This is a genomic window from Parahaemophilus parainfluenzae (genome assembly GCF_001055095.1).
Taxonomy (GTDB): Bacteria; Pseudomonadota; Gammaproteobacteria; order Enterobacterales; family Pasteurellaceae; genus Haemophilus_D; species Haemophilus_D parainfluenzae_Z.
In genome coordinates this window covers 27,095-42,449 of record NZ_JVHG01000015.1, presented here as the reverse complement: position 1 = coordinate 42,449, position 15,355 = coordinate 27,095, and the positions used below count along the sequence as shown (strand labels likewise).

Genomic DNA, 15,355 nt, shown 5'->3' with positions numbered 1-15,355 from the left:
ACTTATTCCTTGTCAGACGGAGGTAGACGACAGGATTTTACAGCCGTTGCAGGCGGATCATTTTTGGTTTCGCCATAGAAGACAACAGGGCGCTCATCATCCGTAAGCACGGTGACTGCACGTTTATCTTCATCATTATGCAGATCTTCACCCAATAATTTGATGTGCCGTAATACACCACCAAAGACTTTTTCCAAATTATGCTGATTAAATGTATCTTCTGTTTTACCGGCAGCAATCACAGTACGGTTAATCATTACCACTTGGTCACAGAAGTCTGGTACAGAGCCTAAATTGTGGGTGGAAACTAAAATTAAATGGCCTTCAGTACGTAATTGGCGAAGGAGTTCCACAATGGCATTCTCAGTTTTAACATCCACACCTGTAAAAGGTTCATCGAGTAAGATAATTTTACTTTGTTGTGCTAACGCGCGAGCTAAAAATACGCGTTTTTTCTGTCCACCAGAAAGCTCGCCGATTTGTCGTTCAGCTAAATGCTCGATGTTTACTCGTTGCATCGCTTCGAGCACTTTTTGTTTGTCTTCAGCTTTTGGAATGCGTAGGAAATTCATGTAGCCGTAGCGTCCCATCATGACAACATCATAAACGGAGACTGGAAATTGCCAATCGACCTCTTCCGCTTGCGGCACATAGGCAACCAAATTTTGTTTCAACGCTCGATTAATTGGCAAACCACAAAGCGCAATATTGCCTTGCTGTGGCTTGATTAAGCCCATGATGCTTTTGAATAGCGTTGATTTTCCGCTCCCATTTACGCCGACAAGAGCACAGATTGTTCCCCCTTGTAATGCAAAGGTAACATCATAAATTGCAGTGTGCCCGTTGTTGTAACGTACGGTTACATCATTAACGGAAATAGAAGCGGAAAGTTCAGTCATTATTTTTCAAATCCTTTGACTATGGTGGATACAGTGACATTCAGTAAGTCAATATAAGTTGGTACAGGACCGTCAGCGGCAGAAAGAGAATCGACATAAAGTACGCCACCGTACTTAGCACCGCTTTCTTTCGCTACCTGTTGAGCAGGTTTGGCTGACACGGTACTTTCACTAAATACCACTGGAATGTGATTTTTTTTCACTAAATCGATAAGTTTACGTACTTGTTGAGGCGTACCTTGTTGTTCAGCGTTAATTGGCCATAAATAGCCTTCTTTGAGATCGTAATCTTTCGCTAAATAACTAAAGGCACCTTCACTGGTCACTAACCAACGTTGGTCGGCAGGAATTTGTGCGAGTTTTTCACGTAAAGGTTTATCGAGTTGTTTGATTTTTTCTGCATACGCCGCTGCATTTTTTTGATAAGTATCAGCATTTTGCGGATCGTATTTAACTAATGCATTTTTGATATTTTCGACATAAATCAACGCATTAGATGGCGACATCCAAGCGTGTGGGTTAGGGGCATCTTTATAAGGGCCTTCATAAATAGAAAGTGGCGTGACGCCTTCGGTTACCACAACGGCTGGTTTATCTTTGATATTTTGGAAGAAACGCTCAAACCAACGCTCTAAATTTAATCCGTTCCATAAAATTAAATCAGCAGATTGAGCTTTTACAATATCTTTAGGGGTCGGTTCATACTCGTGAATTTCTGCACCAGGTTTGGTGATAGATTCCACCGTCGCGGCATCGCCCGCAACATTTTGTGCGATATCCTGAATAACCGTAAATGTGGTCACCACTTTAAATTTCGCTTCGGCTTGTAAAGCTGCTAAACCTAGAGCGATAACAGATAGGCTTTTAAATAAATGCTTCATGAGATCTCCTTAAAAATAATGATGAATTAGCATTCTGCATAATAATATCATTTTTTACAAGCTTTTTAAATGAAAATAATTATCAAATCGATAGGTGATTAAAATTAAAAAGCGGAAAATTTTGTGCAAAATTGACCGCTCTTTTTGAAATGATTAACCACCAACTTGTTGAATTAGGCGATCCATACCCGCTTCATCATAGCCTTCTTCATATTGGGCTTCATCAACAGTAAAGTTGTGCATGCTACGCCCTGCGATACAACCGTATTGTTCCAATTTTCCTTTAGTAAAGTTAGTACGAAACGCAGATGAATGGTTATTTAAACTGATCACCCCAATGGTCGCGCGATTACATGGATTTTTATTCACAAAGACTAAATTATAGCCAGATTCGCGAATGTAACCGGTTTTATTAATTGCCGCATCAAACACTTCTTCACGCACTAATTTATTGGTGTTTTTAACAAAAACGCTGCGTCCGCCTGCTTGAATGAAAGCGCTTGGCATATTCGAGAGGTTTTTGATTTGTGCTTTGTTAAGAGAGTATTTAGCCAATTTAACCAGATCCATCACACTTGAAATGTTACTGTCAGATAAACCTGAGCTATCTGAAAAGCGGGTAGAGCGCATACCTAATTCTCTCGCTTTCTCATTCATTTTTTGAATAAATTGCAAACGACTCATGCCCGCAGAGCGAGAAAGTGCATGGGCAGCATAGTTATCAGAATGAACGAGCATTGCTTTTAACAATTCATTACAAGAAATTGGCGTATATTTAGGTAATTTTGTATGAGTGCCTTTGATGTAATCGAAATCATCGTCTGTAATTGAGGCTGTACAGTTTGTGTTTCGATTATTTTCAAGAAACACATTCGCCGTCATTAACTTGGTGACAGAGGCGATAGGTTGCACATGATTAGGTGAGCTACTTTCGAGCACTCTATCATGGGTGAAATCATATACGATATAAGATTGTGCCGTTGCGACTGCGGGTACTAAACACAATACAGAAAGAACTTTTTTTAACATATCTTCAATATAGCTAACTCAGAGAATAAAACGAAGTGCACATTCTATCAGTTTTTGTAGGGGTTTGGGATGTATGAAAGATAAAAAATTCGAAGTTTTTTAACCGCACTTTTTTCTTTTGTTTTTTTGATTTTTGCGATGCGGATCGCAAATAAGTGCGGTCAAAATTTTCGTTGTTTTTTAAATCTGCTAGCTTATCTGTCGGTAAATCTGTAAAATCTCGGCTCATTTTTAATATGCGAATTTTTTGTTGCTCAATTCTGAGTAACATCATCGCCGTAATGTGTAATAACGAGGCTTTATGTTAGAACAACCCCTTTTATCCGAAACGAATACAAAAAAGATTAACTTAATGGATTTAACGCGTCAGCAGATGCGTGAGTTTTTTGCTGAATTAGGCGAGAAACCATTTCGTGCGGATCAATTAGTGAAATGGATTTATCATTTTGGCGAAGATAACTTCGACAATATGACCAATATTAATAAAAAATTACGAGAAAAATTAAAAGCGGTCGCTGAAATTAAAGCGCCTGAAGTCGCGGTTGAGCAACGCTCTGCGGATGGCACCATTAAATGGGCGATGCAGGTAGGTGAACAGCAAGTTGAAACGGTCTATATTCCTGAGGCGGATCGCGCAACACTTTGTGTCTCTTCTCAAGTAGGCTGTGCGTTAGCTTGTACCTTCTGTTCCACAGCACAGCAAGGCTTTAACCGTAATTTAACAGTGTCTGAAATTATCGGTCAGGTTTGGCGTGCATCAAAAATTATCGGTAATTTTGGTGTGACGGGTGTACGTCCTATTACCAATGTGGTAATGATGGGTATGGGTGAACCATTGTTAAATGTAGCCAATGTTGTACCCGCGATGGAAATTATGCTAGATGATTTCGCGTATGGATTATCTAAACGACGCGTGACGTTATCCACTTCAGGAGTCGTGCCTGCACTCGATATGTTACGTGATAAGATTGATGTAGCATTAGCGATCTCGCTTCACGCACCGAACGATGAATTGCGTGATGAAATTATGCCGATCAATAAAAAATATAACATCAAAATGTTGATGGATTCGGTACACAGATACTTAGAAGTATCAAATGCTAACCATGGTAAAGTGACTATTGAATATGTGTTATTAGATCATGTGAATGATGGTACAGAGCATGCGCATCAATTAGCTCAAGTGTTAAAAAATACCCCGTGTAAAATTAACTTGATCCCATGGAATCCGTTCCCAGAAGCACCTTATGGTAAAAGCTCAAATAGCCGTGTCGATCGCTTCCAAAAAACCTTAATGGAATACGGCTTTACGGTCATTGTACGCAAAACCCGTGGTGATGATATTGATGCCGCTTGTGGTCAGCTGGCGGGGGATGTTATCGACCGAACCAAACGTACAGCAATGAAACGTAAGTTTGGCGAAGGTATTGACGTAAAAGCGGTTAACTAAGCTAAATATAGCAATACTTGTAAAGGGAAAATGGTCTAGCTAAGAGTGATAAGATAGAGGAGTGATAAGATGAAATTAATCCCAATTAACATTCTAAGTGCGGTCATTTTTCCTTTTGTTTTTTCTGCTTGCGTCTCTCAGTCTTCTGTTGATTTTAATAAACAACAAGCAGCAAAAGCGCGCGTTGAATTGGCATTAGGCTATCTGCAACAAGAGGATTTTGTTCAAGCAAAACTTAACTTAGATAAAGCCTTTGAACATGATGAACGCTATTATCTTGTGCACTCGGCACTTGCGCATTTTTATCAATTACAAGGCGATACGGAAAAAGCGAAGCAAGCTTATTTACTGGCGATTAAGTTAGATGATAAGCAAGGCGATGTGTATAACAACTTTGGTGCATTTCTATGTGGGCAAGGTGAGTTTGAACAAGCTTATTCACAATTTAATGCGGCACTCGCTGCACCAAATTATTATCATCAAGCAGATACCTACGAAAACATGGCACTTTGTGCTTTTGCCGGAAAACAAACCGACGTTTATCAACAAGCGTTGGAGAAATTGCGTCAAGTTGATCCTTCTAGAGCGGAAAAGCTCCGCACACTCAAATAATCATTGCCAAAAGCCCCTTTCGACTTTAAAATTTGGTATTTAGTTTTTTATTTCTATTTCTCTATTTTTATACCTATGAATACAATCGTCGAACAAACTGAAACAACTGAAATCTCTTTTGGGGATAAACTTCGCCAAACACGCGAAGCACTAAACCTTTCTCTAGAAGATGTGGCAAAGGCCATTTCTTTACGTCCAAGCATTTTGGCAAAATTAGAAAATAATGAGTTTGTCCAAAAAAATGTACCTTCAACCTTTTTGAGAGGTTATGTTCGCAGTTATGCGAAATTTTTACGTATTCCTGATGCTGAATGGGCACATTTAACTTTTGGTGAAGCACATAAAAATGATTTAAGTAAAAATACACGTGCGACTCGTTCAGTTAACCAATATTCATCTCACAGCCGTTGGGTAGGCACACTCACAACTATTATTTTACTCGCTGCTGTTGGAATGACTGGCTTATGGTGGTGGCAAAATTATCAAAAATCAAACGAAGAACGTGATAATTTAGTGCAAACCTACGTTGAAAAAGAAAAAACAGCAGAGGTACCTGTTACTCATTCGAATGAAATTCCAGTAACAGTAAATAGTCAGCCTGCGGTGTCAAGCAGTGAAACTACGTCTGTAGCGGAAAAAACAAATAATGCTACTGAACCCGCTGTTTCAACTACTCAAGAAAATCAAGCTCAAACCGTAAACACTGAAGTTTCAACCACAGCAACTTCAGCACCTACTGTTGAACAAGCTCAAGCACCTGTTGTGGAACAAACGTTACCTAACACAGAACCAACAACAGAGCAAACGGTGCCAGATACACAAAGTGCGGTTGAAAACCCCGCTATTTCTGAAGCACCAACTACGGTGAAAGGTGATCTCGTTATTGAGATTACCAAAAATTCAAGCTGGATTAGTGTGAAAGACAAAAACCGTAAAGTATTAGCGCAAAAAGAATATAAACAAGGTGAAACCTTAACCTTTAATGGTGACGAATACGCCTTGATTATCGGTGCGCCGGGTAACGTTCGCATTACTTATAAAGGCGAAGCGTATCCGCTTACAGTTGATGGCCGTGTGGCTAAATTTAAATTACCAAAACCTTAACGAATAATTTACGAAAGAATGTCAGCAGTAAAACCTACTATCAAACGTCGTGAATCGACAAAAATTTATGTGGGCAATGTACCAATCGGTGGTGATGCACCGATTGCCGTGCAATCCATGACAAGTACTCGCACAACTGATGTTGAAGCGACCGTTGCACAGATTAAATCTTTGGAACGTGTGGGCGCAGATATCGTGCGTGTTTCTGTTCCGACCATGGATGCAGCCGAAGCCTTTAAAATCATTAAACAGCAAGTGAATGTGCCATTAGTGGCGGATATTCATTTTGACTATCGCATTGCGTTAAAAGTGGCTGAATATGGGGTGGATTGTTTACGTATTAATCCAGGCAATATCGGTCGTGAAGATCGTATTCGTGCAGTGGTGGATTGTGCGCGTGATAAAAATATCCCGATTCGTATCGGTGTCAATGCTGGCTCATTAGAAAAAGATATTCAAGAGAAATATGGTGAACCAACACCAGAAGCCTTATTAGAATCAGCGTTACGCCACGTTGAGATCTTGGATCGTTTAAACTTCGATCAATTTAAAGTGAGCGTAAAAGCATCCGATGTCTTCCTTGCGGTAGAATCTTACCGTTTATTGGCAAAAGCCATTAAACAGCCGTTGCATTTAGGTATTACAGAAGCAGGTGGCGCGCGTGCGGGCTCTGTGAAGTCAGCGATTGGTTTAGGTATGTTGTTAGCGGAAGGCATTGGTGATACCTTGCGTGTCTCTTTAGCCGCCGATCCTGTAGAAGAAATCAAAGTTGGTTTTGATATTTTGAAATCATTACGTATTCGTTCTCGTGGGATTAACTTTATTGCTTGCCCAACTTGCTCTCGTCAAGAGTTTGATGTGATCGGCACGGTGAATGCACTGGAACAACGTTTAGAAGATATTATTACCCCAATGGATGTGTCTATTATTGGTTGTGTGGTAAATGGCCCAGGTGAAGCATTAGTGTCTGATCTTGGCGTTACCGGTGGTAATAAGAAAAGTGGTTATTATTTAGATGGTGAGCGTCAAAAAGAACGTTTTGATAACGACGCGATTATTGACCAATTAGAAGCAAAAATTCGTGCCAAAGTTGCACAACAAGATCCAAAAAATCGAATTATTTAAGGAAAACTCGTGGCAAAAAATATTCAAGCAATTCGTGGAATGAATGACTGTTCCCCAACTGAATCTCCACTTTGGCAATGGATTGAAGGGCAGATTCGCCAAATTTTAAGTAGCTACGGCTATTCAGAAGTGCGTATGCCAATCGTGGAAAGCACACCATTATTTGCTCGTGCAATCGGTGAAGTCACAGATGTCGTCTCAAAAGAAATGTACACATTCTGGGATAATGATGAACAATTAACACTTCGTCCAGAAGGTACGGCGGGATGCGTGCGTGCTGCGATTGAACATGGTTGGATTTACAACAATGAACAACGTTTATGGTATATGGGACCAATGTTCCGCCATGAACGTCCACAAAAAGGTCGTTACCGTCAATTCCATCAAGCGGGTGTCGAAGTATTTGGTATCGCAACCCCTGAAATTGATGCAGAGTTAATTATTTTAACGGCACGTCTGTGGAAAGCGTTAGGTATTGATAAACATGTTTCACTTCAATTAAATTCGATTGGTTCATTAGAAGCACGTGCAAACTATCGTTCTGCATTAGTGGCCTTCTTAGAAAATCACCAAGATTTAATGAGCGAAGAAGAGAAAGAACGTCTTGTAAAAAATCCATTACGTATTTTGGATACTAAAAATCAAGCATTACAAGATGTATTGGATGGCGCGCCAAAATTATTGGATTATTTAGATGATGAAAGTCGCGAGCATTTTGCGCAGCTATGTGGTCTATTAGATGCAGTTGGTATTCAATATGAAATTAATCCAAAATTGGTTCGTGGTTTAGACTATTATAATAAAACCGTATTTGAATGGGTGACATCAGCATTAGGTGCTCAAGGTACTGTATGTGGTGGTGGACGCTATGACGGCTTAGTTGAACAACTTGGTGGCCACGCAACAAGTGGTGTTGGTTTCGCAATGGGCTTAGAGCGTTTAGTACTACTCGTTCAAGAAGTGAATAAATCGATTCCGGTAAAAAGTGCGGTAGATATTTACGTTGTTTATCAAGGTGAAGGTACAACATTAGCCGCATTCCAGCTCGCTGAAAAACTTCGCTCAGAATTACCGCACTTAAGCACAATGTTGCATTGCAGCGGCGGTAACTTTAAAAAACAATTTAAACGCGCAGATAAGTCTGGTGCGACTCTAGCCCTTGTACTTGGCGAAAGTGAAGTGCAAAATAATCAAGTTGTGGTAAAACACTTACTTGGCGCAGCAGAGCAGCAAACCATTGATGTGGACAATTTAATTGAACACGTGAAAGCCCAATTTTAATTTTAGAAGGATAGGAAAATGGCATATACCATTGAAGAAGAACAAGAACTGAACCAGTTAAAAGAGTGGTGGAAAGACAATGGCAAAACCATTATTGCCGCTTTTATTCTTGGCGTAGGCGGGATGTTGGGCTGGCGTTATTGGCAGTCTTATCAAGCCAATCAAATTATGCAAGCGTCTGCTGAATATGATGCCTTAGTTTATACCACAAACAAAGATGCCGCCGCACAACAAGCTAAAGTAGCTGAATTTGTGAAAGCGCATGATAAAACCAGCTATGCGGTATTTAGCTTATTAGATGAAGCAAAAGGTTTTGTTGCAAAACAAGATTACGCCTCTGCTGAAAATAGCTTAAAACAAGCGATTGCTCAATCACAAGATGATATCTTAACTTCTCTTGCAGCGCTTCGTTTGTCTGCCGTGCAATTCCAACAAGGTCAATTTGATGCAGCATTAGCAAGTCTAAATCAAGTGAAAAGCCAAGGCTTTAGCGCGCGTAAAGATCTTTTAGCGGGCGATATTCAAATCGCAAAAGGCGATGTAAATGGTGCTAAAGCAAGCTTTGAGAATGCACAAAAAAGCGGTAACCCGTTAGAGAAACAAATGGCGCAGATGAAATTAAATAATCTGTAATATTTTAATTTAGCCCGAATTGCTCGGGCTTTTTTATTGGATTTTTGATCTTATGATTCAGAAACCTATTGTGCCGCCACCCGTCATTTTTATTGGCTGTGCACTTATCATGGCATATTTGCCTAATCCTTATCCTGTTACAATCAATATCGTGATTGCTTATCTGATTGCGTTGGCTTCATCTTTTGTTGGTTTTTTCAGTGTTTGGCAATTCTACAAAAATAAAGCCAATATTCATCCCATCCATTTAGAGAAAAGCAAAGTATTTGTGGTAAGTGGTATCTATCGTTTTAGCCGTAATCCCATGTATTTAAGCTTAGCTGGCTTGTTAGTGGCATGGGCGCTTTATTTGCAAAGTGCGGTTAGTTTTTTAGGTGTTTTTCTATTTATTTATCTCATCACACAATGGCAAATTAAACCTGAAGAATACTGGCTAGAGAAGAAGTTTGGTGAGTCTTATTTGGCTTACAAGAAAAAAGTGAGACGCTGGATTTAACCAATAAAAAAATCGCCTAAAAATAGGCGATTTTTTATATATTTTGAGAAGCGATTATTTAGCTGCACATCCGCAATCTGCTAATTTTTTAGCTAAACGCTCCGCAACGAAATCCCAGTTAACTACGTTCCAGAATTCTTTGATGTAGTCTGGACGACGGTTTTGGAATTTCAAGTAGTAAGCGTGTTCCCAAACATCTAAGCCTAAAAGTGGGAAACCTTCACAACCTGCGATTTCTTTACCCATTAATGGAGAATCTTGGTTTGCGGTAGAAACAACAGATAATTTACCTTGGTTGATCACTAACCATGCCCAACCAGAACCGAAACGAGTTGCCGCTGCTTTTTCAAATTCAGCTTTGAAGTTTTCTACAGAACCAAAATCACGTTCGATAGCAGCTTTTAAATCACCTTGTAGAGTAGTACCTTTTTTCAATGATTTCCAGAATAAGCTGTGGTTTGCATGACCACCTGCGTTGTTACGTAATGCGGTACGTTTTTCAGCTGGGATTTTGTCTAATTGGCTGATTAATTGACCTGAGCACATTTCAGAAAATTCAGCAGGTAAAGTTTCTAACACCGCGTTTGCATTGTTTACATAGGCTTGGTGGTGTTTAGTGTGGTGAATTTCCATTGTTTGTGCATCAAAATGTGGTTCTAACGCATCATAAGCGTAACCTAATTCAGGTAGAGTATAAGACATAATATGTTCCTTTTTTAAATGAAGTTAGGGTAATGTTTTTGATAAAAAACATCAAAAAGTAGTTAAATAGTAGCAGAAAATTTGATTTAGATCAGTAAATCTTTTAATTATTTGATTATCCGATGAATAGACTAGAAAAGCTTAATTTGTTTTAAATCAATAAACACACCAATCTACTTCTAAATAGTTATACCTTTTAGCCCTTAAAATCTCGTCAAAATTTCCCCTTGTGGTAGAATACCCGCTGATTTTTCACAAGATTTTATTTTTAAGGCTGAGGCTATGTTTCCTGCTCATCAACTTCAATTAGAACAATTAGCGTGCCAGCGTGGCGATCGTGTGTTGTTCACCGATCTTTCACTGCAATTTCAAAGCGGTGATTTCGTGCAAATTGAAGGGCACAATGGTATCGGCAAAACAAGTTTATTGCGCATTTTAGCTGGCCTTGCACAGCCTGTAGAAGGTAAAGTGCGGTGGAATTCAGACGAGATTACAAAACAACGAGAAGAATACTATCATCAGCTACTTTATCTCGGCCATCATTCTGGTGTGAAACCTGAATTAACAGCATGGGAAAATTTAAAATTTTATCAGCAGATTAGTCAAAGCCAGCAAGGCACCGATATTTTATGGGATGTGCTTGAAACTGTGGGTTTACTTGGACGTGAAGATTTACCGGCAGCTCAACTTTCAGCAGGTCAGCAAAAGCGCATTGCCTTGGCGAGATTATGGATCTCAGAAGCACCTCTTTGGATTTTGGATGAACCTTTTACAGCAATAGACAAAAAGGGGGTTGAAGTTTTGACCGCACTTTTTGAAAATCATGCTAAAAAAGGTGGAATGGTAATTTTAACGAGCCACCAAGAAGTGCCAAGTACGTTATTGAAAAAAATCAATCTTGCTGATTATAAATATAACTCTTAGATTTTTATGATATTTTTACAGATTATAAAGCGTGAGCTGAAGATTGCGACCCGTAAACAAGCGGAAATATTGAACCCGCTTTGGTTCTTTTTGATCGTTATCACGCTGTTTCCATTGGTGATTGGGCCGGATCCTAAACTCCTTTCTCGCATTGCACCGGGGGTTGCTTGGGTGGCGGCACTGCTTTCTGCGTTGCTGTCTTTTGAGCGCTTATTTCGAGATGATTTTATTGATGGCTCTTTAGAACAATTGATGCTTACGGCTCAACCTTTAGCGCTAACGGCGCTCGCAAAAGTTGTTGCGCACTGGTTATTAACAGGTTTGCCGTTGATTTTACTTTCACCTATTGCGGCTTTATTACTTTCGTTGGAAGTAAATATTTGGTGGGCGCTGGTGGTCACTTTGCTAGTGGGAACACCAATTTTAAGCTGCATTGGTGCGATTGGCGTAGCATTGACGGTAGGATTACGTAAAGGTGGCGTATTGCTGAGTTTACTTGTGGTACCATTATTCATTCCGGTTTTAATTTTTGCCTCAGCAATTTTAGATGCCGCTGCGTTAAATCTCCCTTATGGTGGACAGCTTGCTATTTTAGGCGCAATTTTGGCTGGCGCGATAACCTTATCGCCCTTCGCTATTGCAGCGGCACTACGAATTAGTTTAGATAATTAATCACTATTACGGTGAAAGTGCGGTCAGATTTTTAACTGTTTTTTATTTTTTGGAATTAAGGATCTTTTATGTGGAAGTGGTTACATCCTTACGCAAAACATGAAACCCAATATCATTTATGTGGCAAATTAAGCCCATTTTTTGGTGCGATTGCGGTTTTATTATTGGCTGTTGGCATCGTGTGGGGCTTAGCTTATGCACCGGCAGATTATCAGCAAGGCAATAGTTTCCGAATTATGTATGTGCATGTGCCGGCGGCGATTTGGTCAATGGGTGTGTATGGTTCGATGGCGATTGCAGCGATTATTGCGTTAGTTTGGCAGATTAAAGCCGCACACCTTTCGATGGTTGCCATGGCACCTATTGGTGCGATGTTTACCTTTATCGCGTTAGTTACAGGCGCAATCTGGGGTAAACCAATGTGGGGAACCTGGTGGGTGTGGGATGCGCGTTTAACCGCAGAACTCATTCTTTTCTTCTTATATATCGGTGTATTAGCCCTTTACTCTGCATTTTCTGATCGTGCTGTGGGTGCAAAATCAGCGGGTATTTTGTGTATTGTTGGTGTGGTGAATTTACCAATCATTCACTTCTCCGTAGAGTGGTGGAATACTTTACATCAAGGGGCAAGTATCACGAAGTTTGAAAAACCGTCTATTGCAACGCCGATGTTAATTCCACTGATTTTATGTATTTTTGGATTTTTATTTTTATCCATTTGGTTTACGCTCGTGCGTTATCGCGTTGAATTGCTAAAAGAAGATAGCAAACGTCCATGGGTAAAAGAGTTAGCAAGTAAGCTGAAATAGTTTTTTATTTTTATTTTAGGGAGCGGAAAATGTTTTTCCAAAGTTGGAGTGATTTTATCAATATGGGAGGCTATGGTTTTTATGTGTGGCTTTCCTACGGCATTAGTCTTGTGGCAATGATCATTTTGGCGATACAAAGTGTCAAAGGGCGTAAAACGGTGTTAAAAGAAGTGTTACGCGAGCAACAGCGTGAAACCCGTTTAAACCAAGCAAATAAAGGGAATACACTATGAATCCAAGACGTAAATCAAGACTCTCTATCATTATCTTTGTGATTTTAGGTATTTCGATTGCAACAGGTTTAGTCCTTTATGCGCTTCGCCAAAATATCGATTTATTTTATACGCCATCAGAAGTCATTGAAGGTAAAGAAGGCAAAGCAGATCAAAAACCTGAAGTGGGGCAACGCATCCGTGTAGGTGGCATGGTTGTGGAAGGCACAGTAAAACGCGATCCAAAAAGCTTAAAAGTTCGCTTTGACTTAAATGATATTGGTCCATCGATCACTGTAGAATACGAAGGTATTCTTCCTGATCTTTTCCGTGAAGGGCAAGGTATCGTCGCGCAAGGCGTATTAAAAGAGCCAACTTTATTAGAGGCGACAGAAGTACTTGCTAAACACGATGAAAATTATGTACCACCAGAATTAGGCGAAAAAATGCAGAAAGTACATAAGCCAATGGGCGCAGAGTTAAAAGGCGAGAGTGAAGCTGATCGTCGTTATAAAGAAACCCAGCAAAAACCGCAAGAAGGTCAATAATGATTGCTGAACTAGGAAATTATGCGCTTGCTTTAAGTCTTGCCGTTTCATTCTTTTTAGCGATTTTCCCATTATGGGGCGCAGAAAAAGGTCACCCTCAATTAATGTCATTGGCTCGTCCAATGACTTATGGTTTATTTTTTACTTTAACCATTGCGTTTGCTGCATTGTTCTACCTCTTTGCAGTCAATGATTTTAGTGTGCAATATGTGGTGAATAACTCTAACAGTAGCTTACCGATTTATTATCGTTTATCTGCCGTTTGGGGTTCACATGAGGGCTCATTATTACTTTGGATTTGGTTATTAACACTTTGGGGCGCAGCCGTAGCCTTATTTAGCAAACACTTGCCACAAGAAGCCGTAGCTCGTGTATTAGGTATTATGGGGATTATTAGCATCGGCTTTTTACTCTTCGTCTTATTTACCTCAAATCCATTTACCCGTACATTCCCAGACTTCCCAGTAGATGGCAGAGAACTCAACCCAATGTTGCAAGATGTGGGCTTGATTTTCCATCCTCCATTACTTTATATGGGATATGTTGGTTTTTCTGTGGCTTTTGCCTTTGCGATTGCCTCATTAATGACGGGCAAATTAGACTCCGCTTGGGCAAGATGGTCTCGCCCTTGGACGATGGCAGCTTGGGTCTTTTTAACACTCGGGATTGTGCTCGGTTCTTGGTGGGCCTATTATGAGCTCGGCTGGGGTGGCTGGTGGTTCTGGGATCCAGTAGAAAACTCTTCTTTAATGCCTTGGCTTGCAGGAACCGCATTAATCCACTCTTTAGCGGTTACTGAAAAACGTGGCTCTTTTAAAGCTTGGACAGTGCTTTTAGCGATCCTTGCTTTCTCACTTTGCTTACTGGGTACGTTCTTAGTTCGTTCCGGTATCTTAGTGTCAGTACACGCCTTTGCTTCAGATCCTACACGTGGTTTATATATTCTTGCTTATTTGGTTGTAGTAATTGGTGGTTCTTTAACTTTGTACGCTTACAAAGGCAATCAAATTCGTTCGCGTGATAATGCAGAACGTTATTCTCGCGAAACCTTATTGTTATTGAATAATATCCTATTAATGACCGCACTTTGTGTGGTGTTCTTAGGGACATTATTGCCGTTAGTTCACAAGCAATTAGGTCTGGGCTCTATTTCGATCGGTGCGCCGTTCTTTGATCAAATGTTCCTGATTATTATGACCCCATTTGCCTTATTACTAGGTATTGGGCCATTGGTTAAATGGCGTCGTGATCAGTTCTCTGAAATTCGTACACCGGTTGTAGTGAGTGTGATTGTGATGGCGATTGCAGGCTTTGCCTTACCATATTTCCTACAAAATAAACTCACTGTTAGTGCGGTGCTTGGTACTATGATGTCTGTCATTATTGTATTACTGAGCCTCTACGAAATGAAACAACGTGCAACACACCGTGAATCTTTCTTTAAAGGTATTACCAAGCTTTCCCGTTCCCATTGGGGGATGATTTTGGCTCACCTTGGTGTAGCCATGACAGTTTGGGGAATAGCCTTTAGCCAAAACTTCAGTGTGGAACGTGATGTGCGAATGGCTGTTGGTGATACAGTGCAGATTGCTAATTATGACTTTAAATTTGCTGGCGTGAGTGATGCAAATGGTCCTAACTATATGGGCGGTAAAGCACAAATTGATATTTCAAAAGAGGGTAAAACGGAAGCAACATTATTTGCCGAAAAACGCTTTTATACCGTCAGTAAAATGCCAATGACGGAAGCGGCAATTAATTGGGGCTTTACTCGCGATCTGTATGTTGCTTTGGGCGAAAAGATAGATGATAACTCATGGGCGCTACGCCTTTACTATAAACCTTTTATCCGTTGGATTTGGATTGGAGGATTGTTTATGGCATTAGGTGGTTTGCTCTGTATGTTTGACCGTCGTTATCGTTTTAGTCGATTAGTTAAACAGTCTTAATTGTAATAAGGGGCGCATTGCCCCTAGAA

At 40.2% G+C, this 15,355-nt stretch carries 17 protein-coding genes; 13 read left to right on the top strand and 4 right to left on the bottom strand.

The window, feature by feature from the left end:
* Window positions 1–2 precede the first annotated feature (2 nt).
* The 3 genes from ADA56_RS04070 to ADA56_RS04060 form a co-directional block, all read right to left on the bottom strand.
* The gene (locus tag ADA56_RS04070) at window positions 3–899 is read right to left on the bottom strand and encodes a manganese/iron ABC transporter ATP-binding protein (RefSeq protein ID WP_049369422.1); all 897 of its coding nucleotides are present in this window, start codon (window positions 897–899) and stop codon (window positions 3–5) included.
* Entirely contained in the window at window positions 899–1,780 is an 882-nt protein-coding gene (locus tag ADA56_RS04065; RefSeq protein ID WP_049369420.1) for a metal ABC transporter substrate-binding protein, read from the bottom strand. The genes ADA56_RS04070 and ADA56_RS04065 overlap by 1 nt, the downstream gene beginning before the upstream one ends.
* Before the next feature lie 153 nt (window positions 1,781–1,933).
* Entirely contained in the window at window positions 1,934–2,809 is an 876-nt protein-coding gene (locus ADA56_RS04060) for a D-alanyl-D-alanine carboxypeptidase family protein (protein ID WP_049369419.1), read from the bottom strand.
* Window positions 2,810–3,110: 301 nt separating this feature from the next.
* On the opposite strand from ADA56_RS04060, the gene ADA56_RS04050 reads away from it, so the two are divergent.
* From ADA56_RS04050 to ADA56_RS04020, 7 genes are all read left to right on the top strand, one after another.
* Complete coding sequence (locus ADA56_RS04050; protein ID WP_005698372.1) at window positions 3,111–4,259, top strand: bifunctional tRNA (adenosine(37)-C2)-methyltransferase TrmG/ribosomal RNA large subunit methyltransferase RlmN; 1,149 nt, start codon at window positions 3,111–3,113, stop codon at window positions 4,257–4,259.
* 69 nt (window positions 4,260–4,328) lie between these two features.
* On the top strand, window positions 4,329–4,871 hold the full coding sequence (pilW, locus tag ADA56_RS04045) for a type IV pilus biogenesis/stability protein PilW (RefSeq protein WP_049369415.1): 543 nt from the start codon (window positions 4,329–4,331) through the stop codon (window positions 4,869–4,871).
* A gap of 75 nt (window positions 4,872–4,946) precedes the next feature.
* Window positions 4,947–5,975 carry a RodZ domain-containing protein gene (locus ADA56_RS04040; protein ID WP_049369576.1) on the top strand — a complete coding sequence of 343 codons (1,029 nt, stop codon included), beginning with the start codon at window positions 4,947–4,949 and terminating at the stop codon, window positions 5,973–5,975.
* 18 nt (window positions 5,976–5,993) lie between these two features.
* Complete coding sequence (gene ispG / locus ADA56_RS04035; RefSeq protein WP_049369414.1) at window positions 5,994–7,100, top strand: flavodoxin-dependent (E)-4-hydroxy-3-methylbut-2-enyl-diphosphate synthase; 1,107 nt, start codon at window positions 5,994–5,996, stop codon at window positions 7,098–7,100.
* 9 nt (window positions 7,101–7,109) lie between these two features.
* Window positions 7,110–8,381 carry a histidine--tRNA ligase gene (gene hisS, locus ADA56_RS04030; RefSeq protein ID WP_049369412.1) on the top strand — a complete coding sequence of 424 codons (1,272 nt, stop codon included), beginning with the start codon at window positions 7,110–7,112 and terminating at the stop codon, window positions 8,379–8,381.
* 18 nt (window positions 8,382–8,399) lie between these two features.
* A complete protein-coding gene (locus ADA56_RS04025; RefSeq protein WP_049369410.1) occupies window positions 8,400–9,014 on the top strand; it encodes a YfgM family protein in 615 nt (204 codons plus the stop codon).
* 52 nt (window positions 9,015–9,066) lie between these two features.
* The gene (locus ADA56_RS04020) at window positions 9,067–9,510 is read left to right on the top strand and encodes a methyltransferase family protein (protein ID WP_049369408.1); all 444 of its coding nucleotides are present in this window, start codon (window positions 9,067–9,069) and stop codon (window positions 9,508–9,510) included.
* A gap of 54 nt (window positions 9,511–9,564) precedes the next feature.
* Here ADA56_RS04020 and sodA read toward each other — a convergent pair whose 3' ends face one another.
* Window positions 9,565–10,212, bottom strand: a complete 648-nt coding sequence (gene sodA / locus ADA56_RS04015) for a superoxide dismutase [Mn] (RefSeq protein ID WP_049369405.1) — start codon at window positions 10,210–10,212, stop codon at window positions 9,565–9,567.
* A gap of 282 nt (window positions 10,213–10,494) precedes the next feature.
* Between sodA and ccmA the strand changes: the two genes are divergently transcribed.
* The 6 genes from ccmA to ADA56_RS03985 all read left to right on the top strand — a co-directional run bounded on the left by ccmA (window position 10,495) and on the right by ADA56_RS03985 (window position 15,326).
* Entirely contained in the window at window positions 10,495–11,136 is a 642-nt protein-coding gene (gene ccmA, locus ADA56_RS04010; RefSeq protein WP_049369404.1) for a cytochrome c biogenesis heme-transporting ATPase CcmA, read from the top strand.
* A gap of 6 nt (window positions 11,137–11,142) precedes the next feature.
* Window positions 11,143–11,808 carry a heme exporter protein CcmB gene (gene ccmB / locus ADA56_RS04005; RefSeq protein WP_014063992.1) on the top strand — a complete coding sequence of 222 codons (666 nt, stop codon included), beginning with the start codon at window positions 11,143–11,145 and terminating at the stop codon, window positions 11,806–11,808.
* Between the two features lie 68 nt (window positions 11,809–11,876).
* Window positions 11,877–12,617, top strand: coding sequence for a heme ABC transporter permease (locus ADA56_RS04000; protein WP_049369402.1), 741 nt, complete (start codon window positions 11,877–11,879; stop codon window positions 12,615–12,617).
* Window positions 12,618–12,646: 29 nt separating this feature from the next.
* Complete coding sequence (ccmD, locus tag ADA56_RS03995) at window positions 12,647–12,850, top strand: heme exporter protein CcmD (protein WP_049369400.1); 204 nt, start codon at window positions 12,647–12,649, stop codon at window positions 12,848–12,850.
* Window positions 12,847–13,377 (top strand): cytochrome c maturation protein CcmE, encoded by a 531-nt coding sequence (gene ccmE, locus ADA56_RS03990; RefSeq protein ID WP_014063989.1) that lies wholly within the window; start codon window positions 12,847–12,849, stop codon window positions 13,375–13,377. The genes ccmD and ccmE overlap by 4 nt, the downstream gene beginning before the upstream one ends.
* On the top strand, window positions 13,377–15,326 hold the full coding sequence (locus ADA56_RS03985) for a heme lyase CcmF/NrfE family subunit (protein WP_049369396.1): 1,950 nt from the start codon (window positions 13,377–13,379) through the stop codon (window positions 15,324–15,326). The genes ccmE and ADA56_RS03985 overlap by 1 nt, the downstream gene beginning before the upstream one ends.
* Window positions 15,327–15,355 lie beyond the last annotated feature (29 nt).